Origin of the sequence: Psychrobacter sp. DAB_AL43B, assembly GCF_900168255.1 — a bacterium.
In the GTDB taxonomy this organism is placed as follows: domain Bacteria; phylum Pseudomonadota; class Gammaproteobacteria; order Pseudomonadales; family Moraxellaceae; genus Psychrobacter.
The window spans coordinates 473,649-498,072 of the sequence record NZ_LT799838.1; the positions used below are offsets into that span (position 1 = coordinate 473,649).

Here is a 24,424-nt window from a genome sequence, read left to right on the forward strand (position 1 = left end):
AATCCCCCACAATTTAAGGTAGAATAGCCGCCTGTTTTTGCTAAGTTTACTGATCCTTCATGCGTCTAAAATCTCTTAAGCTGGCAGGCTTTAAATCCTTTGCCAATCCAACCACCTTTACCTTTCGTCATGGCATTACCGCCATTGTCGGGCCAAACGGCTGCGGCAAATCTAACGTGATTGATGCTATTCGTTGGGTGCTTGGCGAGACCTCTGCCAAGCAGCTACGTGGCGGGGCGATGAGTGATGTCATTTTTGCCGGTACGCAAGATAAAGCCGCCAAAAGTGTCGCCAGTGTCGAGCTGACTTTTGAGCATACGCAAGATGAGCAAAATGGCATAAGGCATGAGTTTAATTTATATCAAGAGCTGTCAGTTCGCCGTCAGATAAATAAAGACGGTCGCTCCGATTACTTTATCAATGGCACGCGCTGTCGCCGCCGAGATGTCGTCGATGTGTTCTTGGGCACGGGGCTTGGCGCACGCAGTTATGCGGTCATCGAGCAAGGCATGATTGGGCGAATTGTTGAGTCCAGCCCCATGCAGCTGCGTGAATTTATTGAAGAGGCGGCAGGGGTGTCACGCTATCAAGCGCGCCGCGAAGAAACACAAAAGAAGTTAGAGAAGACCCAAGATAACTTAGCGCGCCTGTATGATATGCAAAGCGAGCTGGTCAGCCAACAAAAGCGATTGTCCAAACAAGCAGCAGGTGCTCAGCGTTACGAAGCGCTAGCCTTGACACTTGCTGATATTAAGCAACAGCTCGCCATTCAGCAGTTATATCAAGCTAAGCATACCCAGCAGCAGCAAAAAATAGCTCACGAGCGTAGCGCTACCGAAGTTGCAGCCCTGCAAGCGAACTATGAAATGCTAAAAGCTCAGCAAGATAAGCTTGCAACGCATATCAATCAAGAACAATGGCTCAAAGACGATGCCCAAAGTGCCCACTATCAGCAGCAGCTAAGCTATCAACAAGCCGAGCATCAACTTAATGATGCAAGGTCACAACTGACCGTCATTGAGCAGCAACTAGCCAGTTTGGATGAGCAGCGTGTACAGACAGTCAATGAGATTGAGCGCTTAAAATTTGAGCAAGCTGAGCAGCAGGATATATTAGAAGAACTGCGTCCCAAGCTTACTGAATTGACAAGCAAACGTGAATCGCACAAACGTAACGAGCAACCATTACAGCGCGCTTGGCATGAAGCGCAAAACCAGCTATCACGGCTGCAAGATAATGCCCGCACGCTTGAGCAGCAGCAAGCTATTAACACACAAGCACAAAAGCGCTATCAGCAAAGCGATGATAAGTGGCAGCGCCGTCAGCAACATTGGCAGAATTTATGGCAGCAGTTACAACAGTCACTATTGCCTATTGATACTAATAATGGTGCTGATGGGCGCGAGAAAATTGATGCGAACAATTTACAGCAGACCTTAGAGACGCAGGTTACTGAGCTAAATAAGCAATTGCAGCAGATTGAGCGCCAACAAGACAGCGTTGCTGAGCGATTATCAGAGCTACAACCGCAAGCGTATGATTTACAACAGCGCTTAAACACGCAGCAGCGCGAATTGAGCGAGTCTGAAAAACGCCACGCCGTATTGGCAAGTGAATACGATACCTTACAGCAGATATTGCATCCTAAACCTCAGCCAAAATCTCAACAACCTCTTAATGAGCAGACTGATTTAGAAAGCAATGCTGTCAATAACGATCACAATTTGGCTGTTGCAACCTTGCGTGAACAGATTGAACTAAGTGAAAAAGGACGTGAGCACTCGCAGCTACTCGATAGTATATTGGCGCTATGGCTGGATAGTCATGTGCTGGTTTCAAATCAAGCCAACCAATCAAGCGTTAATAACGCAGACAATGACTCTCAAAAAGCGAGTAGCTTATGGCAGGCGCTTGAGCAAGATTTAACTGATGTGTTTACGTATCAAGCTATGCAAAACCAGAATGTTAATATTAAAGATAAGTCGTCAATAGAAACGGGTCATAGCTTATGGTTATCTGCTACGCAAAATTACGTGAATGCAGAGCTATTTATTGGTGATTTACCAGATAACTTGGCTGATAAAGTATTGCCTTTATCCCAGCTGATTACGCAGCCAGCATTGGCACTTTGGCAGCAGTGTTACTTGTATATCGCCCAACCTGAGGGCGATAATCAACAAACTCTCAAAGAAATTGCCGATATCTTACAAGTATTGCCATCGTCAGCCATTCTGCTAACGTCTGACGGTTGGCTTATCAGTCGTCAAGGTACGATCAATCTAAGCAAGTTTGCTGGCGCGCAAAATGGTCAAAATGATAGCAGTAGTCAATTTCTAACACAGCGTTTGCAGCAGCGCACTCGTTTGCAAACGCTAGAAGCGTTGCTTGATGACACTGAGATAAAAATCCAAGACCAGCAAAAAGCCATTGCTAAAAACCAGCATGACTATGATGCACTGACAGTTAATGTAGAAGAAACACGCGCTCAAGCCGAACAGTTGACCCGCGATAAACATCAATATCAACAGCAACTCACCACCAAACAAGCTTATGCTGAACGCATGCAAGCTGACAGTAAACGTCTAAATGCTGATAAAGTTGCCCTTGAGCAAGAGCAGCAAGAATTGGCGCAAGAGCTACAAGCGCTTAATGCTGAGCAGCAACATATCCAAAGTGAGATAGCAGTACTGACACCAAAAATAGTGGATGCGCGGGCAACCAGTCAGCAATTGCAAACTGAGCGTAATAAGCTAAATCACAGACGCCAAGCAGATGATGACGCTTGGCAAGCATTACAACTGCGTATTCAGCAGAGCGAGATGCGGTTAGAACACAGCGTTAGCAGTCTCGCGCGTGCGACCGCACAACATGACAAGTCATTACAAAGCGAGCAGAGCTTAAAAGCAACTTATGAGCAGCAGCAACATAAACTGCCAGCCTTGCAGACCGCATTGCAAACGGCACAAACTGCGCGCAATGAGCAGCAAACGTTATTGACGACGCGCGAAACCGCATTGAATGTGCTCAAGCAAGATTATGTGCAGCAGCAGACTGAATTGGATACGTTGCAACAATCATTGCAAACACAACAAAGTAAGCTTGCTCATCATGCCACCGAGTTGGCACTAAGTGCGGCGCGTTTAGAGGATGCCAGTAGCCATACGCAAGATGCCCTAGACGCATACTATCGCGTCAGTCATAAATATAAAGGGCAATCGGATATATGGCAGCATCCGCAGCAAACAATGAGTGTCTCAAACTTATTAGCTGACTTTATTGCCCATGATCGCCGTGTACGTCCAGACAAAATCGCTGAGCTTGAGTCTGAGCGTAGCAAGCTCGAACAGCAATTAAGTAAAATAGGCGCGGTCAATCTAGCGGCAGTGGCTGAATTGGCGGAAGTTAATGAGCGTCTAGAGCCACTGGCGCAGCAGACAGCAGATATTGCCGCCAGCATGCAGACATTGAAAGATGCCATTGCCTCTATTGATGAGACGACCAAGACGCTCTTTATGCAGACACTTGATGCGGTTAATAATGAGCTTGCTAATTTATTTGCCAAAGTCTTTGGCGGTGGGCAAGCCAGTTTGACCTTGAACACTGACGATATGCCAGCCAATATACCCGCTGATAAACATAAGTCAGAGCAGTGGCGGGCAGGGTTAACCTTGATGGCGCAACCAAAAGGTAAGCGTAATAGCCGCCTTGCTGTACTGTCAGGCGGTGAAAAAACCCTCACCGCGCTGAGTTTGATTTTTGCGATATTCAAGCAGCATCCGGCACCGTTTTGTGTGCTTGATGAAGTCGATGCGCCACTTGATGATGCCAACGTTGCTCGCTTTACTAGCTTGATTCATGAGTTGGCAGATGATTTGCAATTTATTTTCATCAGTCATAATAAGCTGACGATGCAGATTGCGGATGAGCTAAAAGGCGTTACGATGCCAAGCGCGGGGATTTCTACTTTGGTTAGCGTTTCGCTCGATGAGGCCGCACGCTATATTACTCAATAGCGCAAATAATTGATAACTGGCAGCGATGGTCAGTGTTATAGTTAGGGCTAAGGCTATAACGTAACGCAAGTATGTCGGGCTGACGGTAAACGATGACTAGATGGTGACGATATTAATTAGCCATGCTAGACTATTGCCATTTATACCCTCTTGTGTATTCCCTTTTGTCATAGATTAGGATGTATTTCTCATGACCGCTATTCAGTTTATATTGATTGCCATTGCCGCATTTATTGTGCTTGCAGGGCTATTTATGGTCATTCGTAGCTTTAAGCGCCGCAAAAACGCTGAAGCTTTAGCGGTTAATTATGATAAAAACGGTATTCCAATTATACCGCGTCATGAGCGCAATATCGTCGATCAGCCAGACTTGGATGATACGGTTGCTGGCGAGACGAGCATCGGCCCTGATCGCAGTTATTTAAATGCGGTCGTTGAAGAAGAGCCTTTGACCCAACCCCATACCAATATCGATGCACAGCTGACGGCTGCCCACAATCCTATAAGCGGCAATGTAAATAACGATAATAACCATGTAAATAATGAGGATTATGCGCGCTGGCAGGATGAGCAACACTATGCCGATAATAGTGAGTTTGCAGAAGCGGCTCAGCAAATGCATATCGAGCAAGAGCCTGATGCGTTTTCTAGCCTTATGTCTGCGACGGACAGTCTGATGCCATCGATTGATACGGCAGAAGAGCCAAGCTTTAATGATAATAGCCCGATACTCGACCAGCATCTGTCAGAGCCTGTTGATGACGTTCAAAACGCGCCATTAATCAACGCCAAAGACAATATCAATATCACCATTTTGCCGCATCAATATCGCGACCGTCCAGCAGCAGTGATTCGTGGTCGTGATTTATTGGCGTTAATTGATAAATATGGTCTGCGCTATGGGGCGATGAATATGTTCCATCGCTATGAGCAAAAAGACGGTACAGGCATGCTATGGTTCAGTATGATGGGTATCACCGATAGTGGTATTGCGCCTTTTGATCCGCATAGCGTAGCGACTAATAGTTATAACGGTGTGGTAGTTTTCTTATCTTTGCCGCATCCGCAAGCGCTGCGCAGCTTTGATAGCATGATGAGCGTTGCCTATATGATGGCAAGCGATTTAGATGCCATTATGCTTGATGAAGAGAATGAACCAATCACACCTGAATATAAGCAGCAATTGCGTAACCAAGTTCGCGACTACGAAGGTTAAGAGCTACCAAGATTAATCAAAAATCGGTAAATACTGGTATTACTCTAAAAGGCAAATAGCGATTGACGTTATTTGTCTTTTTTCATTTTTACTTATAGTCAGTTTAAAATAAAAAAGTCGCCCATTTAACATCGCTTTACTGGGATAGATTTTTCTCGCTTGCTGTGTGCTATGCACTCCAGAGGCTTCGAAAAACCTATCCCAGCAGCGCTGCGTTTTATTTGTAAAACGCTAAGTACATTCTAATTTTCTACAAAATGATATCCGAGTATCCTGCAAACTTGTTATCATATCGGCATCTTGAATTGTAAAGACGCCGACTATGACTGATCCTATCTTATCAACCGCTGCTCACACTAAAAACAATCAAAAAACGACTGCGCAACCTGCCAATGAAATCGATACTGACAATGCTCAAAACGAAATCGTTGCCCAGATGCGTACGCTTATTGAGTCGCTCAAAACCCATAACTATGCTTATTATGTGCTTGATAATCCCATCTTAGAAGACAGCGAATACGATCAGTTGCGTCGCTCTTTATTGGAGCTTGAAGAAGAATACCCAGATTTGGTGCAGCCTGACAGCCCGATTAATCAAGTTGGCGATATGCCGCTATCTGCTTTTACCCAAGTCAGGCATGATGTGCCGATGTTGTCGCTTGGTAATGTCTTTGAATATGATGATTTGCGCGATTTTATGCGCCGCGTCAATGACCGTCTAAGCGACTCTCAGAAAAATCCTGAATATGAAATAGAGTTAAAACTTGATGGCTTGGCGGTCTCACTAAAATACGAGTATGGACAGTTTGTACAAGCAGTCACGCGCGGCGATGGGCAAACGGGTGAGGACATTACCCAAAATGCCAAAACCATTCGTAATTTGCCGCTATGGCTTGCTGCTGCTACTGATATCCCGCTGTTAGAAGTGCGTGGCGAAGTATTAATGCCAAAGGCAGGCTTTGAGCGCCTTAATCGGCTTGCCGCAGAAAAAGAAGAAAAGACTTTTGCCAATCCGCGCAATGCTGCTGCTGGTAGCTTACGCCAACTTGACCCAAGTATAGCCGCCAGCCGTCCGCTAGCCTTCTATTGTTATTCAGTGAATCAAGGGCTACCAATTGCCATTGAAACCCAATCAGCAGCCTTAGCTTGGCTAAAAGACATCGGCTTTACCGTTAGTGCGGTTGAGGTAGTGCAGAACCCACGCGAAGCCCAAGCTTATTATGAGTCAGTGATAAAGACACGCGCAGACTTACCGTTTGAGATTGATGGCTTGGTTATCAAGGTCAATAGCTTAGCGCTGCAACAACAGCTCGGCTTTTTATCCCGTGAGCCGCGCTGGGCAACTGCCTATAAATTCCCTGCTGAAACCGTCATGACGCGTTTGCACGCTATCGAATGGCAAGTTGGACGTACCGGACAAATCACCCCAGTCGGTAAGTTAGAGCCGGTAAAAGTAGGCGGTGTAACCGTCAGCAATGTCACCTTGCATAACTTTGGTGAGATTCAGCGTCTTGATGTACGCGCAGGCGACATGGTCAGCGTCCATCGTGCTGGCGACGTCATCCCCAAAGTCACCCGCGTCTGGCATGAGCAGCGTCCAGCTGATTCCGAGCCTGTAAAGCTACCGTCCACTTGTCCAGTATGTGATTCTCCAGTCGTATTACCCAAAGATGAAGCCTTAGCTCGCTGTACCGGTGGTTTATTTTGTCCCGCGCAGCAGCAAGAAGCGCTTATTCACTTTGTCTCGCGTCGAGCGATGGATATTGATGGCTTAGGTGCAAGTTGGTTGATTAGCTTCTTTGAGCATGGCTTGGTGAAGACCGTCGCTGATATCTATCAGCTGCACAATCATCAAGAAGAACTGATTACGCTTGAAAAACTAGGCGAAAAGTCGGTGCAAAATATTATCAACGCCATTGAAGCTAGTAAACATACGACACTGGCGCGCTTTATCTATGCGCTGGGTATTCGCGGTGTCGGTGAAACGACTGCACAAAACCTCGCTCAGCAATTTGGCGACCTTGATGCCTTAATGTCTGCCAGTATCGAAAAACTGCTACTTACGCCAGATGTGGGCGCTATTACCGCTGAGCTTGCTTATAAGTTCTTCCGTGCACCGCATAATATCGAAGTCATTACCGCATTACGTGAGGCAGGCGTCCATTGGGATAAAGTCGAGCAAAAAGTATCTAGTGATTTACCACTTGATGGGCAAACGTGGGTTATCACTGGCGCGCTGGCAAGTATGGCTCGAGATGAAGCGAAAGCAAAACTTCAAGCCTTGGGTGCAAAAGTATCCGGCAGTATTTCAGCTAAGACTACCGCGTTATTGGCAGGGGAAAAGGCTGGCTCGAAGATGGCGAAGGCTGAAAAATTGGGTGTAAAGGTTGTAGGTGAGGAAGAGTTTTTGGCGTTGGTAGAAAAGGTATAGTAGCTAGAGTGAGAGCTTAGTGATGTTATTACTATACTCTCACTCTAATTTTAAAAATTTATATACATAATGATTGCTACTTTCACATCAAGTCTTTAACTAGTCTATTAAACTTAACTGACGGAGTATCTTGATCTAATAAATATATTACGTCTCGATATTCATCACTTATTTTATATTGTTTCATAGTTGGCTTTTTTGGATCTCTATAGTTTTTTACTACACCTTTTTCTATAAGAGTAGAAAGTAAACTAACGGCGGATAGCTTTTTTCTAACCTGTGCTTGTTTTCTAGGATAAAAATTACCCCGTTCATAAAAAAGCTTAAATACTTTTATTAAATCCGTTGAAATATCTTGTTTTTGATCTTTTTTATCTTCACGTGTCTGGCTAATCAAATGGTGGATTTCTATTAAATTACAACTAGGGCTAAAAAGTTTTTCAGGAATATTTGTAGACATACCGTCTCGAGGGTCAATATCTTTAAAGTATGAATCATAAAACCTAGTTGAATTATCAAAAGTGCATTCCCAGAAATATTCATAATTAATAAAAATACAGTCTTTAAGAATTTTGCCGCGGAAATCGAATGTTGGCTTGCTAGAAGAGTTTCCAAAAATATCAATGAGACATAAGCCTTGTATGTATCCATTACTTTCGAATATTTTTTCAATGATATCAGTTCTAGTATTAATATTGGACTGGTTATTGCCTTTCTCTAAAAGAGTCAACAGAAGGGTTACTATTGCAGAAACAAATAAATTCTTATCATTTAAACTTTCATTGTTTATATTATCTATTAAGTCTAAGCAAAAAAGTACTAAGTCGTCGTCAAGAACTACTTTTTCTGAAATGGACTTGGCAAAGCTAGTGTCAAATTTTAAGTAGCCACTAATAATTCTAAAAATATTTTCTTCTATTTCAGGTAAGTCTTTAGTATTAAAGAATTCTGATACTAAAAGCGATTTAAAGTATATGTCGAAAACATCATATCTAAAATAAAAATTCTCATCCTTATATAAAATTAAGGGGTGGCCTTTAATTTTATCTATATATGAATTATCAATTTCAACATCTATATTTTTATTCTTGAGTACTTGTTTAATATCGGTGATGCTTATACTGTTTTTCTTACTAGAAGCCATACTTATGAATAATTTAATCTGATGGTCTAGGCTTAAACTATCTAATTTTACGATTTCTCTAGTACATATTTGGGCAACTAATACATCTAAGTGGTTCTTTTTATCTAAATACTGACTATTTATTTTGTTGTTTATATCTATATCATCATTATCTGATTCAATAAGATAACTGATCATATCTAAAAGAAAGGGAATGTAGGTTTTTTGTTCAGAAATATATCCATCTTCTTTTGTTTCAATCGCTAACTTGTTAGCTAAAAGCATAGCCTTGTTTATTTTCTTTTCTTGAACTAGTTTTTTTGAAAAGAATTCTGTTGCTAAATCACTGTTAAAAGCTTTTAGGGTTATTTCAGGAAGTAAGATTTTCTTACCAACTTCATTCCAAAAATGATCTCTACAGGTAATTAAAATTTTAGTTCTGTGAAGACCTGATGAATATTCTTCGAATATTGAATTTATAAAAGTTTCTATATCAAATTTATCACCAAGCTTAGCGATAACCTCATCTATCCCATCTAATACAATGACTAGACTACCATTATCGATTGATAGTTTGAGAAGATCTTTACTAAACTTTGAACCCTCTAAACTTTCAACTTCCATTAATGCATTGTAAAAATCGAAAACATCACTGATTTTGTTATCTTGACTATAGTTTCTTGAAAGTTCACTAATTATTTTTTTAGAATCAATAAATAATATTCCTAAACTATTAACTTCGTCATAAACATAGTCCAGAAACTGTTTCGCAAGTGTAGTTTTCCCAATACCACCATGACCACTTACAACAAATAAAGGCTCGCTTTCGGTATTAAACCACTCTTTAAGTCTATCGATAGCGGATAGGTCTAAGTTACTATTACTATCATTGTCATACAGCCCATTAACATAGACAGGGAGGTTGAATTTTTCGTATGGAAGGATACAATCCTTATATAAATGTTCATATCCAAATTCGTCGATAAAGAAAACATGATTAGTACCAAAAAGCTTTCTTATATTCTCTTTTCTTCTATCTACATCTTTAATATTAGGCTTATCTATCAATATTATAGTTCTATTAAAATCTAAAATTAAGTTATTTTTCTTTATTTCTCCTAAGGTTTTCCCTTGGTTTGTCTTCTCATGTAGATAGATAAATTCTTTTGAGTCTGAGAACCTATCAACTAATTTGTACACTTCATATATAATATTATCTTTCCATTTCTTTACTTTAACTGGAAAATTTTCTGCTAAAGAAAAGCTTGAGTTTTTATCTATGTATAGTTGAATAGTTTTTTCTATAGACCTTTCAGGCGTTGTTACAACTTCGTCTTCATTTTTTCTATTTTTCAAGAAGTATTTTCTATATTCTTCAAACTCATACTTCAGTTCTTCTATTTCAGAAATATTGGCAGTTCTTATTTCATCTGCTTTTTGACCTTTTCTAACTAAAACGACTCCTTCATCCAATGATCTAGTTTTAGTCTGTAATTCTTTTTTTGTTTCAGTTATAAAAATTGGGGAGGGTATGCTAAAAACTAATAATTCAACATCATTGTAGTTTACTTTATTTATACTAAAATTTATAAATGCTGGCCGTGTACATTTTTCTAGTCTTTGAACTAAGTCTTTCTTAAAGCTGTCAATATTCCTAAGTTGTTTTATCTTGGAGAAATCTATGTTGTATGATTTTTTTTCACTTTCACAAAATCCAAATATTAGATATCTACTTTGACCTACATAACTATGATAAGCGTTGGCAAGTGAAATTATATCCTTTAGGAATTCTCCCCATTTAACTGCCATATCTTCACTAGGCGTACTATCATCCCAATACCACTGCCTTTTAAACTCTAATATGGGCGACTCTTCTTTCGCTAGAATCAGTTCAATATCGTCTTGCATTTTGCTTTCCATGAAGTTTAGTAAATATGTCGCATCTTATCATTAATATAACATTTGTTTATAAAAATATTTAATCCCAATATTATTATTAAACTTCAAATATTTGCCTCATCAGTTGTTAGCATGCCCCTTCACTTCACCTTTTTTACCATCTGGCTTAATTTCTATAGGTAACACTAGTCCTTTTGCAAAATCCCCAGCCAACACATAATTATAGCTGCTGGCAGCGACATCGGGCGTGGTATGAATGATAAGCGTCATGTCTTTATCATCGGTCAGCTGATGTGAGACATAGCTTTCACTTAGCTGATCCAATGCTTTTGACAGCGCCTCGTTACTTGCCATACTTACGGTCAGATTATGCTGAGCAGTGGCGTTATCAACTTTGAAATACTCGGCGTAGTCGCGGACATTTTGGCTATCAAGCGCAAACGGATACTGATAATTAGCGAGATCGGCTGCCTGTTCACCGCTTGCCATTGCTGACCAGTCAACCGTATTTGCCGCCGCTGCGTCTGCCGTCGTTACCGCTGCGTCAGAGTTTTTATTAGCAGTATCAGTGCTATTGTCGCAACCGGTTAGCGCCCACATGCTTGCAGCAGCGATTATTACTATATTCGTTAGGCGCTTTGACATCGACGTATTCTCTCTATTGTTTATCATAAGATGTTTTTATACATGGGCTATTTTGACAGCTTTCTTGGCGCTTCTCTAGCTAAATGCGTCAGAATACTGACTCTTTAACATCGTAAAATTAAATAATGCGTATTGTCATCTATAAGACCATTTAAAATGGTAGGCATAAAAAAACAGCCACCAAATGATGACTGTTTATAGTAATGCTAATTATAGTAATGCTAAGTTTAACAATGATAGGTTTATCGTTATCAATGCACGATTAAACCGAAATCATTATCTACCCACTTGGCAATTCACTTGGTATTCTTTACCGTCAGCCCATTTCATAGCAAAGATACCTTTGTCGCCTTTCATGTGCCATGCATAGACAACTTCTGGGTTCGACTCATTCACGTAGCTTGCTGTATCGCCTTGTACTGCGCCATTTAAGATAACTGGCTGATTTGCCCAGTTTACTTTAGGCAATGTGGCGTTTAGCATTACTTGTTTTTTGTTGATTGACTGTTTTGCGTTGATAGTGCTGCCATCAGTACAGGTATAAGGTGCTGGTGCCATACGGTCATAAGATGCGTCAGTTACGCTTTCTGAAGCAGGAGTATTTGGCGTAGTAGGCGCAGTAGTGGCACAGGCGCTTAGTAGAGCGAGGGCAGGTAGAGCAGTAGCAATTTTAGTGAGGGTGTTCATGGTTTTCTCCAAAGGTATAAAAGCTATCATGTATTTGTTATTAACTATGCGTTAAGCATATAGCGCATATACTAACGAAAACAGCACTTAAATAATGTTAGAAATTGTTTGTTACGTGTTCATTTAGTTACTTAACGACTGAATAATGTAACGCTTTATTTAAGGTGTTTATTATTTAAGGTATTTAAAAACCGCTAAGTGTTAACAACCTGAACAATGAGTGTGTTCAAACATAATTAATTTTAAATAAGAAAGCGTCTATCGACTGGAGAGCCGATAGACGCTTATTGTTGAACTGAGTTAAGACGTTGTGACTGCTTTAAAAACGACTTAATTTGGCAGTATGATCTACCATATTAGCTACTTAGTTTTGCGTGGCGGTAGACCGGTATGCTGAGTTTGGAAATTACCTTTAGTTACTTTTTTAGCATTTCTACCCGAGGTGTTTTTCGCAGCGCTCGCACTATTATTATTGCGCTTCACCGAATCATTACCTAAGCGGCTGTTCTTTTTACGTGCCGATTGATAGCTATCTTGTGCGGCTTCACGCCCTTCTAAGCTGGCATTAAATGGTGGAATTAAGCAGCCACGATTTTTACCGATCAAATCACCACGCCCCATATCTTGCAGCGCTTTACGTAACATTACCCAGTTTTTAGGATCGTGATAGCGTAAGAAGGCTTTATGCAATTTGCGCTGCTTACCAGATTTGACAATATCCATATTACCTTCGTCACGGCTGATTTTATGCAGTGGGTCTTTATGAGTGTGATACATAGTCGTCGCGGTCGCCATCGGGCTTGGGTAAAACGCTTGTACTTGGTCAGCGCGGTAGCCATTGCTTTTTAGCCATAGCGCTAGATTCATCATGTCTTCATCTTTGGTGCCCGGATGGGCGGCGATAAAGTAAGGAATCAAATACTGCTCTTTGCCCGCTTCTTGGCTGTACTGCTCAAACATGGCTTTGAACTTGTCATAATTGCCCATGCCAGGTTTCATCATTTTTGATAGCACGTTTTCTTCTGAATGCTCAGGGGCAATTTTTAGATAACCGCCTACATGATGACTGACCAATTCTTTGACATATTCAGGATCTTTAATCGCCAAGTCATAACGCAGACCTGAGGCGATAAGGATTTTTTTCACGCCTTTGATATCACGCGCTTTACGGTATAATTTCGTCAAATTACTATGATCGGTAATCAGATTTTCGCAAACATCAGGATAAACGCAAGACGGTTTGCGGCAGTTTTTCTCAATCGTCTCGTCTTTACAGTTTAGGCGATACATATTAGCGGTTGGCCCACCAAGGTCAGAGATAACGCCAGTGAAGTTCGGTGCAGTATCACGAATCGCTTCGACTTCACGTAAGATAGATTCTTCTGAGCGGTTTTGAATAATGCGTCCTTCGTGCTCGGTGATAGAGCAAAAAGTACAGCCACCAAAACAGCCGCGCATGATATTGACCGAAAATTTAATCATGTCATAAGCAGGAATGCGGGCATCGCCATAGCTTGGATGCGGCAGACGCGCATAAGGCAAGTCAAACACATAATCCATCTCTTCCGTCGATAACGGAATCGGTGGCGGATTGAGCCACACATCTATAGAGGTATGCGAGTTACCCGCGCCGCTGCTATGACGCTGTACCAGCGCGCGTGCATTACCCGGATTGGTCTCAAGGTGCAAGATACGGCTGGCATGGGCATAAAGCACAGGGTCGGATTTGACATGCTCGTAATCAGGCAGACGAATGACGGTTTGCTCACGCGGTGGCATTTTGAATTTATGCTTACGAGCGGTTTGTGGTTTATCAAAGCCGCGCATTTGTACCACTTGGGTTTCTTCGTCGACTTGCTCTGCGTTGAGAATTTTATTTGCCACTGGCTCAGACACGAAGCCTGGATATTGCCCTGCCATTCCCGATAGCGCTTGCCCAACAGGTGAATCAGAAGGTTTATCTTGCTCAATTGAGCATTGATCAACGTCTTCAGTCATGACATATGGGTTGATAATTGGATCAACACGACCGACGGTATCGACATCATTACTAGCAACTTCGGTCATGCCTGCTTGCCAATGACGACGGGTTGGGGTCAATAAATAAGATGTACCACGTAAGCTACTCATTTGCTCAAAGCTATAACCCTTTGATAAACCATGTACCACATCGACGATGGCGCGCTCAGCATTACCATATAATAAAACATCGGCACGGGCATCCATCAAAATACTACGACGGACTTTATCCGACCAATAGTCATAATGCGCGATACGGCGTAAGCTGCCTTCGATACCGCCCAAGATAATAGGCACATCAGGATAGGCTTCACGGCAGCGCTGGCTATAAACAATAGCGGCGCGGTCAGGGCGTTTGTCCGCGACGTTACCCGGAGAGTAGGCGTCATCGCTACGAATTTTACGGTCAGCGGTATAACGGTTAATCATGCTGTCCATATTACCGGCAGTCACGCCGTAAGCGTAGACGGGCTTACCAAGCTCCATAAAGGCGTCTTTACTTTTCCAATCTGGCTGCGCAATGATACCGACGCGAAAGCCTTGTGCTTCTAGCAAGCGTCCGATAATTGCCATACCAAAGCTTGGATGATCGACATACGCATCGCCTGAGATGATAATGACGTCACAGGCATCCCAGCCAAGCGCATCCATCTCTTTGCGGCTCATCGGTAAATAAGGCGCAGGCTCGTAGCAGCTCGCCCAATGTTTGTCGTAGTCGTAAAGGGGTTTAGTACCTTGTTTAAAGGCGGTGCGGGCGATGGTATCGGCAGACATGAGCGGACCTGTTAATTAGAAAAATTGCACTGAAAATATAGCCCCTATTAACAAAGGATAATAATGGCTAAATTAAAAGCGCTCATTTTAACATGAATTGCACTCACGATGTCATAAACAGTGATAAACGATTGGCGATAAGTTATTGATAGCGTAAGATAATATACCAGTAAGGAGGCTTCTAAAAAATTAGAAAACCCCTTATTTTAAGCAGTCTTTAGTAGAGTAAGTTTATTGCTCTAGTAGCTGGAAAGGGAAAGTAATCACGTCAAAAGCAAGAGCAAAGGGTAGTAAGACCAGTTTTTGAGCGCTATTGGGTCCATTACGCGAGACTTGAGTCTGCTGGGTTTGGGTGTAAAAGCTCACCATATAAGGTTTGCTTAAGGCGCGATAATTTGATTGAATTAAGCTTAAGTTACTCACTTGTGGGTAGATGGCGCCTTTCACAGGAACGCTAAAACAAAAGCGCTGAGCATTGATGCGCTGATCACTGGCTGACGTGCATTCTTTACCGTTATTTTGTAAAAAGAACTGATAGTCAGAACGCTTAAACTCATCCTTTAGTTTGGCGTAAGAAAGCTTCATTTCTCCTTGAAAATAACCATCATTGTTGGGTACATAAAACTTCATCTCATTATCGACTTGGATATTTTTTGGGGTTAAATTGGTCAATAAATTCACCATCTCCGTTCCCCCTTGAGTCAGCACATAGCTGTTTTTTTCACCGACGATGACCATCGTAGCGTTTGGCATCTTTGGTAATGCTTGGGCAGGACGACCAAAAGCGACGATTTGATCTTCGGATAAGACATTATTGCTAGGCGTGCTGCTGACCTGATTGTTATTTTCTAATAATGAGCTGGTGGCACAGCCTGAGCTGGCTAGCAAGGCGGCAAACAAAGCGCCTGAGATTACAGTTTTTGGATTGATACGTTTTAGAAGTGAATGAATAGGTTTTTCTATATTAATATGAGCGGTACTTTTAATCATAAGAGGGCATCCTTGTCCGTATTTTTAAATTGAATTGACTATATTTACTTATTATTAATATTAGCAGTTATTCATTACTAATATCGATTATTTAAAGCAATATAGGCAAGTTAATATAAATGTCTATTTTCTATTTAGAACTGACTATATTTAATAAAAGCTATATCCTACAGAAAAACTTAATCCAGTAAAATCTTGGTGCCACTCTTGGTAAAGTTCATCACAAACTGGCTTTTAAAGCTGCGCACATTATTCTCGTACGTCAGCAGATTGCGTGTAAATTCATGATAATCATTCATATTTTTGGCATTGACCATCAACATAAAATCCGCATCACCCGACACTTCATAACAGCTCATGACTCGCGGTTGATCGTGCATCAAGCGCTCAAATCGATGCTGCATTGAGTTGTTAGAGCGCAACATCTCTATCATCACCACCGCTGTTAGCCCGTAACCAACCTTATTTGGATCAACGATAGCGACTTGTTTGGTAATCACGCCGTTGTCTATTAATGCTTGAATGCGGCGCTGAGCAGTAGCGATAGAGACGTGAACTTGTGCTGCCACAGCTTTCAATGGCAATGTCGCATCTTCTTGTAGCAAGTTCAAAATGGCCTTATTGGTACTGTCTAAAAAATCGCTCACGGTATGTAATCTCCCCAAATAACAGCATTAGATTTTTATATTATTATCACTATAAATCAATTTATGATAATAAAACTACTTTGTTGACCATAAATAGATAAGTTTATTCAAAAATAAATTGATATAGAAATAATATTTCACTATCTATCGGTAAAATACAGCGCATCAATCAAAGCTGACCAACAAACAAACCATCAATAGCTGGTTCGTTGAAGGTCTACTATTTACGGTGCTACTTATGTCAACCTCAGTCCTATCTACTGTACTCACGAATACGCTAGCAACCACCGTTTCGCGCTTGCCACTGCCTGCGATGTGGACAGCAGGTAGCGCACAGCAACGCACCTTAATCATGGGCGTGATGCTGGCGATATTGTCAAACGTTTTATTTGGCGTGCTTTATGCTTACAGTAGCTTTTTAGCGCCGTTATCAGGCACGCAAGTATTTATCTGGCGTATGCTAGCGATGTGGGCGGCATTAATAGGCTATTTACTCATTAGTGGGCGTTTAGGCACTCATATCGACAAACTAAAAACCTTAGGTTCTGTTAAGCAATGGGCTTGGTTACTATTACCAACGCCGATATTTCTCAGTCAGTTTTGGCTATTTATGTGGGCGCCAGTAAATGGTCAAGGTGTACAGACAGCAATGGGTTATTTTTTATTCCCACTGATGATGGTGGTATTTGGTTGCGTGCTATTTGGCGAAAAGTTAAGTCGTTTGCAATGGTTGGCAGTGGGCTTTGCCGCATTAGGGGTGGGCAGCGAGATTGTGCGCACGCAAAGCGTTTCATGGGCAACACTTTGGGTCTGCGGAACCTATCCTATTTATTATATTTTACGTCGTCTGCAGGGTATCAGTGCGATTACTGGCTTATTGGTCGATTTAACCATTTTTGCACCGTTTGCTTTGGCGTATCTATTCTTTATTGCACCAAGTAGCTTAAGCTTAGTTGGTGGTTCAGGATTTTTTATCATGATGCTAATAGGTTTGGGTATCTTAAGTGTATTGGCAATGAAAACCAACGTCGATGCCAGTCAGATGCTGCCGATGAACGTCTATGGCATGATGAGCTATATAGAGCCGGCGTTATTATTTATTTTGGCAATCACTGTATTAGGTAATCCATTTGAGTCAGCGATGATCTATAGCTATGGGTTAATTTGGCTTGGGATTGTCTTTTTAATTGCGCACGGGGTGCGTCAATTGCGCCGTTCTCATAAGCAATCGAAAATGACAAAAATTTCTCAAGCGGCTTAAGCGTTTATACAAATGATGAGTAAACCAAATAAAAAAAGGACGATTCAGCCAATTGGTTGAATCGTCCTTTTTTATCGCGCTAAAAATAATCAATTTAAGACAGTAGTATTAAACCAATAAATTTAGTCGGCATTTTTAAAGCCGCGCTGCTTATCACGTTCCCAGTCTCGGTCTTTAAGTGTTTTGCGTTTATCATGCTGCTTTTTACCTAATGCTAAGGCAATCTGACATTTTACCAACGAGTTTTTCCAGTAGCAGGATAACGGCACGCAAGCATAACCTTTTTGATTGACTGCACCCATTAATTTTTCGATTTCGCGGCGATTAAGTAATAGCTTACGCGTACGGATACTATCAGGACTGACGTGCGTTGAGCTACTCAGCAACGGCTGAATATGCGCGCCAAATATGAAAGCTTCATTATTACGAAAAATAATATACGCTTCGGTAATGGTCATTTTACCCGCGCGAATGGCTTTCACTTCCCAGCCTTGTAACGACAGTCCTGCCTCAAAAGTCTCTTCAATAAAGTACTCATGACGAGCCTTTTTATTGGCACATATTTGATTTTCCGGTTTTTTTGATTTTTTTGACATAATTTCTCCATAAGGACTTCAAAATATATTGCCCTTGTCTAACAGTCCTCATCCGAACCCTTTAATATGGATTGTCTTTTATTAAGTAATAAGAGGGATGAGTCGAACCGACTATTGTAGCAAAGCAGTCGGTGTAAAGGTAAGTCGGCTGTTAGGACAAATGTAGCAGATAAGTATTAAGTTTGGGCAAAATTTGCTAGCATATACCTTATTATTACCAACCACGTTATCACCAACCATATTGGTCCTGCTATGAGCCTTCCTACTTCTTCAAAATTGCATACCAAAATTTTATATCCTGGCACCTTTGACCCCATTACTAATGGTCATGTGGACTTAGTCACGCGTGCGACCAAATTGTTTGATGAGGTGGTGATTGCTGTTGCCTCAGGACATCATAAAAAGCCATTATTTAACTTTGAAGAGCGCGTTACTTTGGTCGAAACGGTATTTGCCGATTTACCGCAAGTATCAGTAATTGGCTTTGAAGGCTTACTCGTTGACTTTATGCGTGAAAAAAATGCCACAGCAGTATTGCGTGGTTTGCGTGCGATGTCAGATTTTGAGTATGAATTTCAATTGGCGAATATGAACCGTGAGCTCGATGAAAACTTTGAAGCGGTGTTTTTAACACCATCGCAGAATTACTCCTTTATCTCGTCTACTATGATTCGTGAAATTGCCAAGCTTGGCGGTGATGTGACTAAATTTGTGCCACCTTGTGTTTCTGAAGCTTTTATTCAAAAGCTCGGTAGTAAGTAGATCGCGTAGCTGTGTTAGATTGCGTGGTTTTTTATACAAATAATAGATACAAATGCCTTATGGAAAAACAAGGAGCAGTTTATGGCGTTATTAATTACGGATGAATGCATCAACTGTGATGTGTGCGAGCCTGCCTGCCCAAACGAAGCCATCTCAGAAGGCGATGATATTTATGTGATTGACCCTGATTTATGCACCGAATGCGTTGGACACTTTGATGAGCCGCAATGCGTGGTCATTTGCCCCGTCGATTGCATCCCTCATGATCCTAATCATGTGGAAACCGAAAGCGATTTGATGTCAAAATATAAGCGTATTACTGGCAAATAAAACATGACAACATCACTATTATCTACGAAACTTTCATCTGCCAACAGTTTTGACCAGCAACATCTTTGGCATCCCTATGCCAGCCTGCCGCCCAGTTATCCCAATATCGTGATTGACCATGCCGTTGGTATTTATATTGTCACCGAAGATGGTACGCGCCTGATTGATGGTATGTCATCGTGGTGGGCGAGCGTGCATGGTTATAATCATCCCAAATTAAACGCGGCGATTATTGAACAATTGGGCAAAATGGCGCATGTCATGTTTGGCGGTTTGACCCATCAGCCCGCGATAGACTTGGGTAAAAAACTACTGTCAATCGTTCCTGCTGGACTTGATGCTATCTTTTATTTTGATAGTGGTAGTATCGCAGTGGAAGTGGCTCTGAAGATGGCGCTGCAATATCAAATAGCGGCTAAGCGTCCAACCAAGCAGCAGTTTGCCTCGACTCATTCTGGCTACTATGGTGATACCTGGCATGCCATGAGTGTTTGTGATCCAGTCGCTGGCATGCATAGTTTGTATGGTAATCAATTGCCAATGCAGCATTTTGTAGCAGCGCCACCACTGGGTTTTGAGCGTGAGCTGATCCAAAGCGAGCGTGATGAATTAACGGCGTTTTTTGCTAAAAATAGCGATAAGCTTGCTGGCTTTATTATCGAGCCGATTATTCAAGGCGCAGGCGGTATGCGCTTTTATAATCCTGAGTATTTACAACTATTGCGCAAACTTTGTGACGAGCATGATGTGCTACTGATTGCTGATGAAATCGCCACAGGATTTGGTCGCAGCGGTAAATTATTCGCTTGTGAGCATGCAGGTATTAGCCCTGATATTATGACGATTGGTAAAGCATTGACGGGCGGTTATATGACTTTTGCCGCCACATTATGTACGCGCCACATTGCCGATACCATTAGCCACAGTGATTATCCAGCTCTCATGCATGGACCAACCTTTATGGGCAATCCGCTGGCATGTGCCGTTGCTTGTGCATCGATTGATTTGATAGTGTCTTATGATATCGAAGCGCGCACTACAAATATGAAAACTGTCATGGAGCAGCAACTTAACCCAGCTGCAAGGCTAGAAGGTGTTAAAGAAGTGCGTTGTTTGGGTGCGGTAGCGGTGATTGAGTTATATGACGCTGTCGATATGCCAGTCTTTCAATCTTTGCTGATTGAAAATGGCATTTGGGTTAGACCCTTTGGTAAATTAGTTTATATCATGCCGCCTTATGTGATTACTGATGATGAACTTATTACCCTTTGCCAAGCGCTATTAACAGTGGTCAGTATTTATTTAACTCAAGTTTCTTTGACCACAAAAGAATAGCAAGGATAACTATGAGCGTTCTATTTATCTCTGGTATTGATACCGATATTGGCAAGACCTATGCAACCGGCATGATTGCAAAAGCGCTTATGCAGCAAGGTATCAATGTCATTACTCAGAAGTTGGTACAGACGGGCGTGGCAATAAATCCAGATAACGGTGAGATAGGTATTGCCGATGATATTATTACCCATCGTCAATTAATGAATATTCCGCTACAGCCATGTGACCTTGATAACACGACGTGTCCTTATCGTTATGAGAAGCCTGCGTCACCGCATTTATCCGCTAAACTTGCCCATAAGGTGTTAGACCCTGAAGTGATTACCAAAGCGACACGCCGTTTGCAAAGTAAGTATGACGTGGTGTTATTAGAAGGGGCTGGCGGGTTGTTAGTCCCAATCACTGAGCAGTTATTAACCTTAGATTATATTGCTAAAGAACGCTATCCAGTTATTCTGGTTACCTCTGGGCGCTTGGGTAGTATCAATCATACCTTGCTGAGTTTGGAAGCGATAAAGTCGCGTGGTTTAAACGTTCATAGTGTTATTTACAACCACATTCATGACAATTCTGCTCAGACGGATGAACAGATAGCAGCTAGTACGATAGAATTTTTGCAAAGTTATCTTCAGCAGCATTATCCAAGTGCACATTGGTTGTCTTTACCTGTGCAAGAGGATAATGGCTTTAATAATGTAGATTATATACTTCCTCAAGACTTTATATAAATCACCGCTAAAAATAAGCTAAAAAAACTTTCCGAAAGCAGGATTTATTTTGCTATAATAGCGCGCTTGGTAGACTAGGCAATCGCCGCTGCACACTGGCAACAGACATGCAGGGGAGGAAAGTCCGGGCTACATAGGGCAGCGTGCCAGCTAACGGCTGGGCAGGGTAACTTGACGACCAGTGCAGCAGAGAGAAGACCGCCTTTGGCTTATATGGGTATCGCAAGATATTCATGTCATCGGTAAGGGTGAAAGGGTGCGGTAAGAGCGCACCGCGTGGCTGGCAACAGTTCACGGCATGGTAAACTCCACGCGTAGCAAGACCAAATAGGCATCGGCATGGCGCGGCCCGCGTTCGATGCGGGTAGGTTGCTTGAGCGTATTAGCGATGATACGCCTAGAGGAATGATTGTCCACGACAGAACCCGGCTTATCGGTCTACCAACTTTTTTTAGTACTTTTTTTAAAAGTACATTGTAGTACAGGCTTGGTTTTTAAAATTGCTGTTATTTTGAATTTAATTCAATGTTTTTTGCAAAAAATGCTTTTTAGGGGTTGACGCAAGTCACTCATATCGGCATAATACCGAGCCTTAAATGGCGATGTAGCTCAGCTGGTTAGAGCGCATGACTCATAATCGTGAGGTCAAGAGTTCAAGTCTCTTCATCGCCACCATTTATATGCAGTTGCTCAAATTTAAAAAGCCAATCATTATATGATTGGTTTTTTTTTGCCTGCTTTATGGCCGATAATAAATGGTTATACACAAAATCTATCAGTTCTAGCTTAGTCAATGTTCTGTATTTGAAGTCAGTCTGATTAACCTCATTTATCAATCAAAATCTTGCTGATAAAATCGCCTTACTTTACAGTGGAAAACTGCTAGAATACTCTCACATGCCTGCGCGTAGTAATAAGTACTATTAATTAGTAATAAGCGCCATAGGCTTTTAATTTGATAAGATAGTTTCTTAACTTAATACGGTAGTATTAGCGTATTGGCTGATATTAAGTATGAGTGGAGATTCTATTGATTCCATCTAACAGCATTTATTTTCATTACTCCATCCTCCATTATTTAGTAGGCGCTTTGTGACTGCATTAGCCAATATTCGTAACTTTTCTATTATTGCCCACATTGATCATGGCAAGTCGACCCTTGCTGATCGTTTTATTCAGATGTGTGGCGCGCTGCAAGATCGCGAGATGCAGGCGCAAGTCCTCGATTCGATGGATATTGAGCGTGAGCGCGGTATCACGATTAAAGCACAATCGGTGACGCTGTATTATGACCATCCCAATGGTGAGCGCTATCAGCTGAACTTTATTGATACCCCGGGACACGTCGATTTTTCTTATGAAGTCTCACGTTCATTAGCGGCTTGTGAAGGCGCGCTATTGGTCGTTGATGCGGCGCAAGGTGTGGAAGCACAATCCGTTGCCAACTGTTATACCGCAGTTGATCAAGGTTTAGAGGTAATGGCAGTCTTAAACAAGATTGACTTACCACAAGTTGAGCCTGAGCGTGTCATCCAAGAGATTGAAGATATCATCGGTATCGATGCCGTTGATGCCCCACGCGTTTCAGCAAAATCTGGTCTTGGCGTTGATAAATTACTTGAAGCGTTGGTTGAATTTATCCCTGCGCCAACGGGTGATCGTGACGCCCCGCTACAAGCGTTGATTATTGATTCGTGGTTTGATAATTACTTGGGCGTCGTATCATTAGTACGTGTGCGCCAAGGTACGATAAAAAAAGGCGATAAACTTTATATTAAATCTACCAAAGATGCGCATCTAGTCGGCTCAATTGGTGTCTTTACCCCGAAGCCTGTAGATACGGGTATTTTACAAGCGGGTGAAGTGGGCTTTATTATTGCGGGTATCAAGGACATTGCTGGTGCGCCGGTTGGTGATACGATTACTCATGCCAGTACGCCTGATGTTGAGCGTATTCCTGGGTTTAAACAGATTACCCCGCAAGTTTATGCCGGTATGTTCCCTGTTGAGTCTACTGATTTCGAAAAATTCCGTGAAGCGCTGCAAAAGCTACAGATTAACGATGCGTCGTTATTTTTTGAGCCAGATACTTCAGATGCACTCGGTTTTGGTTTCCGTTGTGGCTTCCTCGGTATGCTGCATATGGAGATTATCCAAGAGCGTTTAGAGCGCGAATATGACTTGGATTTGATTACCACTGCGCCTTCGGTGATTTACGAGATTGTGAAAAAAGATGGCGAGATTATTTACGTTGATAACCCATCAAGATTGCCTGAACCTAATAATATTGAAGAATTCCGTGAGCCAATTGCCCGTTGTCAGATTTTAGTACCGCAAGATTACTTGGGTAACGTCATGACCTTGTGTATCGAGCGCCGCGGTGTGCAAGTTGATATGCGCTTTATGGGTCGCCAAGTGCAACTGATCTTTGATATTCCGATGGGTGAAGTAGTCATGGATTTCTTTGACCGCCTAAAATCAGTCTCACGTGGCTTTGCTTCGCTTGACTACAATTTTGAGCGTTATCAAGTCGATAAGTTGGTTAAAGTGGACGTACTGATTAATGGCGATAAAGTTGATGCGCTTGCCATGATTGTCCATGAAACCCAATCACGCTACCGTGGTAATGCGCTGGTTGGGAAGATGAAAGAGCTGATCCCGCGTCAGATGTTTGATGTGGCGATTCAAGCGGCGATCGGTAGCCAGATTATTGGACGTAGTACGGTTAAAGCTATGCGTAAAGACGTCTTAGCCAAATGTTATGGCGGTGATGTCTCGCGTAAGAAAAAGCTATTGTCTAAGCAAAAAGCCGGTAAAAAACGCATGAAGCAAGTCGGTAATGTGGAGATTCCACAAGAAGCCTTCTTAGCAGTACTTCAAGTAGATTAAGATATTGATATACGCATAACCATCGCTAGTCTTATAAATTAAAATAGTCAGATAAGTAGCTCGCTAATAGGCAATT

Annotated in this window: 16 protein-coding genes, 1 tRNA gene and 1 other RNA gene; 11 read left to right on the forward strand and 7 right to left on the reverse strand. The window is 42.0% G+C overall.

Translation table 11 applies throughout. The annotated features are described in order from the left end of the window. Positions 1–59 precede the first annotated feature (59 nt). The 3 genes from DABAL43B_RS02055 to ligA all read left to right on the forward strand — a co-directional run bounded on the left by DABAL43B_RS02055 (position 60) and on the right by ligA (position 7,660). On the forward strand, positions 60–4,013 hold the full coding sequence (locus tag DABAL43B_RS02055) for an AAA family ATPase (protein ID WP_079690849.1): 3,954 nt from the start codon (positions 60–62) through the stop codon (positions 4,011–4,013). Positions 4,014–4,203: 190 nt separating this feature from the next. Continuing rightward, entirely contained in the window at positions 4,204–5,229 is a 1,026-nt protein-coding gene (locus DABAL43B_RS02060; protein WP_079690850.1) for a cell division protein ZipA C-terminal FtsZ-binding domain-containing protein, read from the forward strand. Positions 5,230–5,551: 322 nt separating this feature from the next. After that, entirely contained in the window at positions 5,552–7,660 is a 2,109-nt protein-coding gene (gene ligA, locus DABAL43B_RS02065; RefSeq protein ID WP_079690851.1) for an NAD-dependent DNA ligase LigA, read from the forward strand. Positions 7,661–7,742: 82 nt separating this feature from the next. Here ligA and DABAL43B_RS02070 read toward each other — a convergent pair whose 3' ends face one another. From DABAL43B_RS02070 to DABAL43B_RS02095, 6 genes are all read right to left on the reverse strand, one after another. Beyond that, positions 7,743–10,691, reverse strand: a complete 2,949-nt coding sequence (locus DABAL43B_RS02070) for a hypothetical protein (protein WP_079690852.1) — start codon at positions 10,689–10,691, stop codon at positions 7,743–7,745. Positions 10,692–10,802: 111 nt separating this feature from the next. Further along, positions 10,803–11,327: a lipase chaperone gene (locus DABAL43B_RS02075; protein ID WP_079690853.1), complete on the reverse strand. Its 525-nt coding sequence runs from the start codon at positions 11,325–11,327 to the stop codon at positions 10,803–10,805. A 276-nt stretch (positions 11,328–11,603) separates the two neighbouring features. Next, positions 11,604–12,014 (reverse strand): hypothetical protein, encoded by a 411-nt coding sequence (locus DABAL43B_RS02080; protein ID WP_079690854.1) that lies wholly within the window; start codon positions 12,012–12,014, stop codon positions 11,604–11,606. Between the two features lie 360 nt (positions 12,015–12,374). After that, on the reverse strand, positions 12,375–14,807 hold the full coding sequence (locus tag DABAL43B_RS02085; protein ID WP_079690855.1) for a YgiQ family radical SAM protein: 2,433 nt from the start codon (positions 14,805–14,807) through the stop codon (positions 12,375–12,377). A 231-nt stretch (positions 14,808–15,038) separates the two neighbouring features. Further along, the gene (locus DABAL43B_RS02090) at positions 15,039–15,797 is read right to left on the reverse strand and encodes a hypothetical protein (protein WP_079690856.1); all 759 of its coding nucleotides are present in this window, start codon (positions 15,795–15,797) and stop codon (positions 15,039–15,041) included. A gap of 179 nt (positions 15,798–15,976) precedes the next feature. After that, entirely contained in the window at positions 15,977–16,444 is a 468-nt protein-coding gene (locus tag DABAL43B_RS02095) for an Lrp/AsnC family transcriptional regulator (RefSeq protein ID WP_079690857.1), read from the reverse strand. 238 nt (positions 16,445–16,682) lie between these two features. Between DABAL43B_RS02095 and rarD the strand changes: the two genes are divergently transcribed. Then, positions 16,683–17,705, forward strand: a complete 1,023-nt coding sequence (gene rarD / locus DABAL43B_RS02100; protein WP_079690858.1) for an EamA family transporter RarD — start codon at positions 16,683–16,685, stop codon at positions 17,703–17,705. A 122-nt stretch (positions 17,706–17,827) separates the two neighbouring features. Here the strand turns inward: rarD and smpB are convergent, their stop codons facing one another. Further along, positions 17,828–18,301, reverse strand: a complete 474-nt coding sequence (smpB, locus tag DABAL43B_RS02105; RefSeq protein ID WP_079690859.1) for an SsrA-binding protein SmpB — start codon at positions 18,299–18,301, stop codon at positions 17,828–17,830. Positions 18,302–18,553: 252 nt separating this feature from the next. Between smpB and coaD the strand changes: the two genes are divergently transcribed. From coaD to lepA, 7 genes are all read left to right on the forward strand, one after another. After that, positions 18,554–19,063, forward strand: coding sequence for a pantetheine-phosphate adenylyltransferase (gene coaD, locus DABAL43B_RS02110; RefSeq protein ID WP_079690860.1), 510 nt, complete (start codon positions 18,554–18,556; stop codon positions 19,061–19,063). 81 nt (positions 19,064–19,144) lie between these two features. Then, positions 19,145–19,393, forward strand: coding sequence for a YfhL family 4Fe-4S dicluster ferredoxin (locus DABAL43B_RS02115; protein WP_011279634.1), 249 nt, complete (start codon positions 19,145–19,147; stop codon positions 19,391–19,393). A 3-nt stretch (positions 19,394–19,396) separates the two neighbouring features. After that, entirely contained in the window at positions 19,397–20,728 is a 1,332-nt protein-coding gene (gene bioA / locus DABAL43B_RS02120; RefSeq protein WP_079690861.1) for an adenosylmethionine--8-amino-7-oxononanoate transaminase, read from the forward strand. 11 nt (positions 20,729–20,739) lie between these two features. Continuing rightward, positions 20,740–21,459 (forward strand): dethiobiotin synthase, encoded by a 720-nt coding sequence (bioD, locus tag DABAL43B_RS02125; protein ID WP_079690862.1) that lies wholly within the window; start codon positions 20,740–20,742, stop codon positions 21,457–21,459. Positions 21,460–21,525: 66 nt separating this feature from the next. After that, an RNA gene (gene rnpB, locus DABAL43B_RS02130) (RNase P RNA component class A) lies at positions 21,526–21,908 on the forward strand. Between the two features lie 149 nt (positions 21,909–22,057). Continuing rightward, a tRNA-Met gene (locus DABAL43B_RS02135) sits at positions 22,058–22,134 on the forward strand. Positions 22,135–22,551: 417 nt separating this feature from the next. Beyond that, positions 22,552–24,348 carry a translation elongation factor 4 gene (gene lepA / locus DABAL43B_RS02140; protein WP_079690863.1) on the forward strand — a complete coding sequence of 599 codons (1,797 nt, stop codon included), beginning with the start codon at positions 22,552–22,554 and terminating at the stop codon, positions 24,346–24,348. The last annotated feature ends 76 nt before the right edge of the window (positions 24,349–24,424 follow it).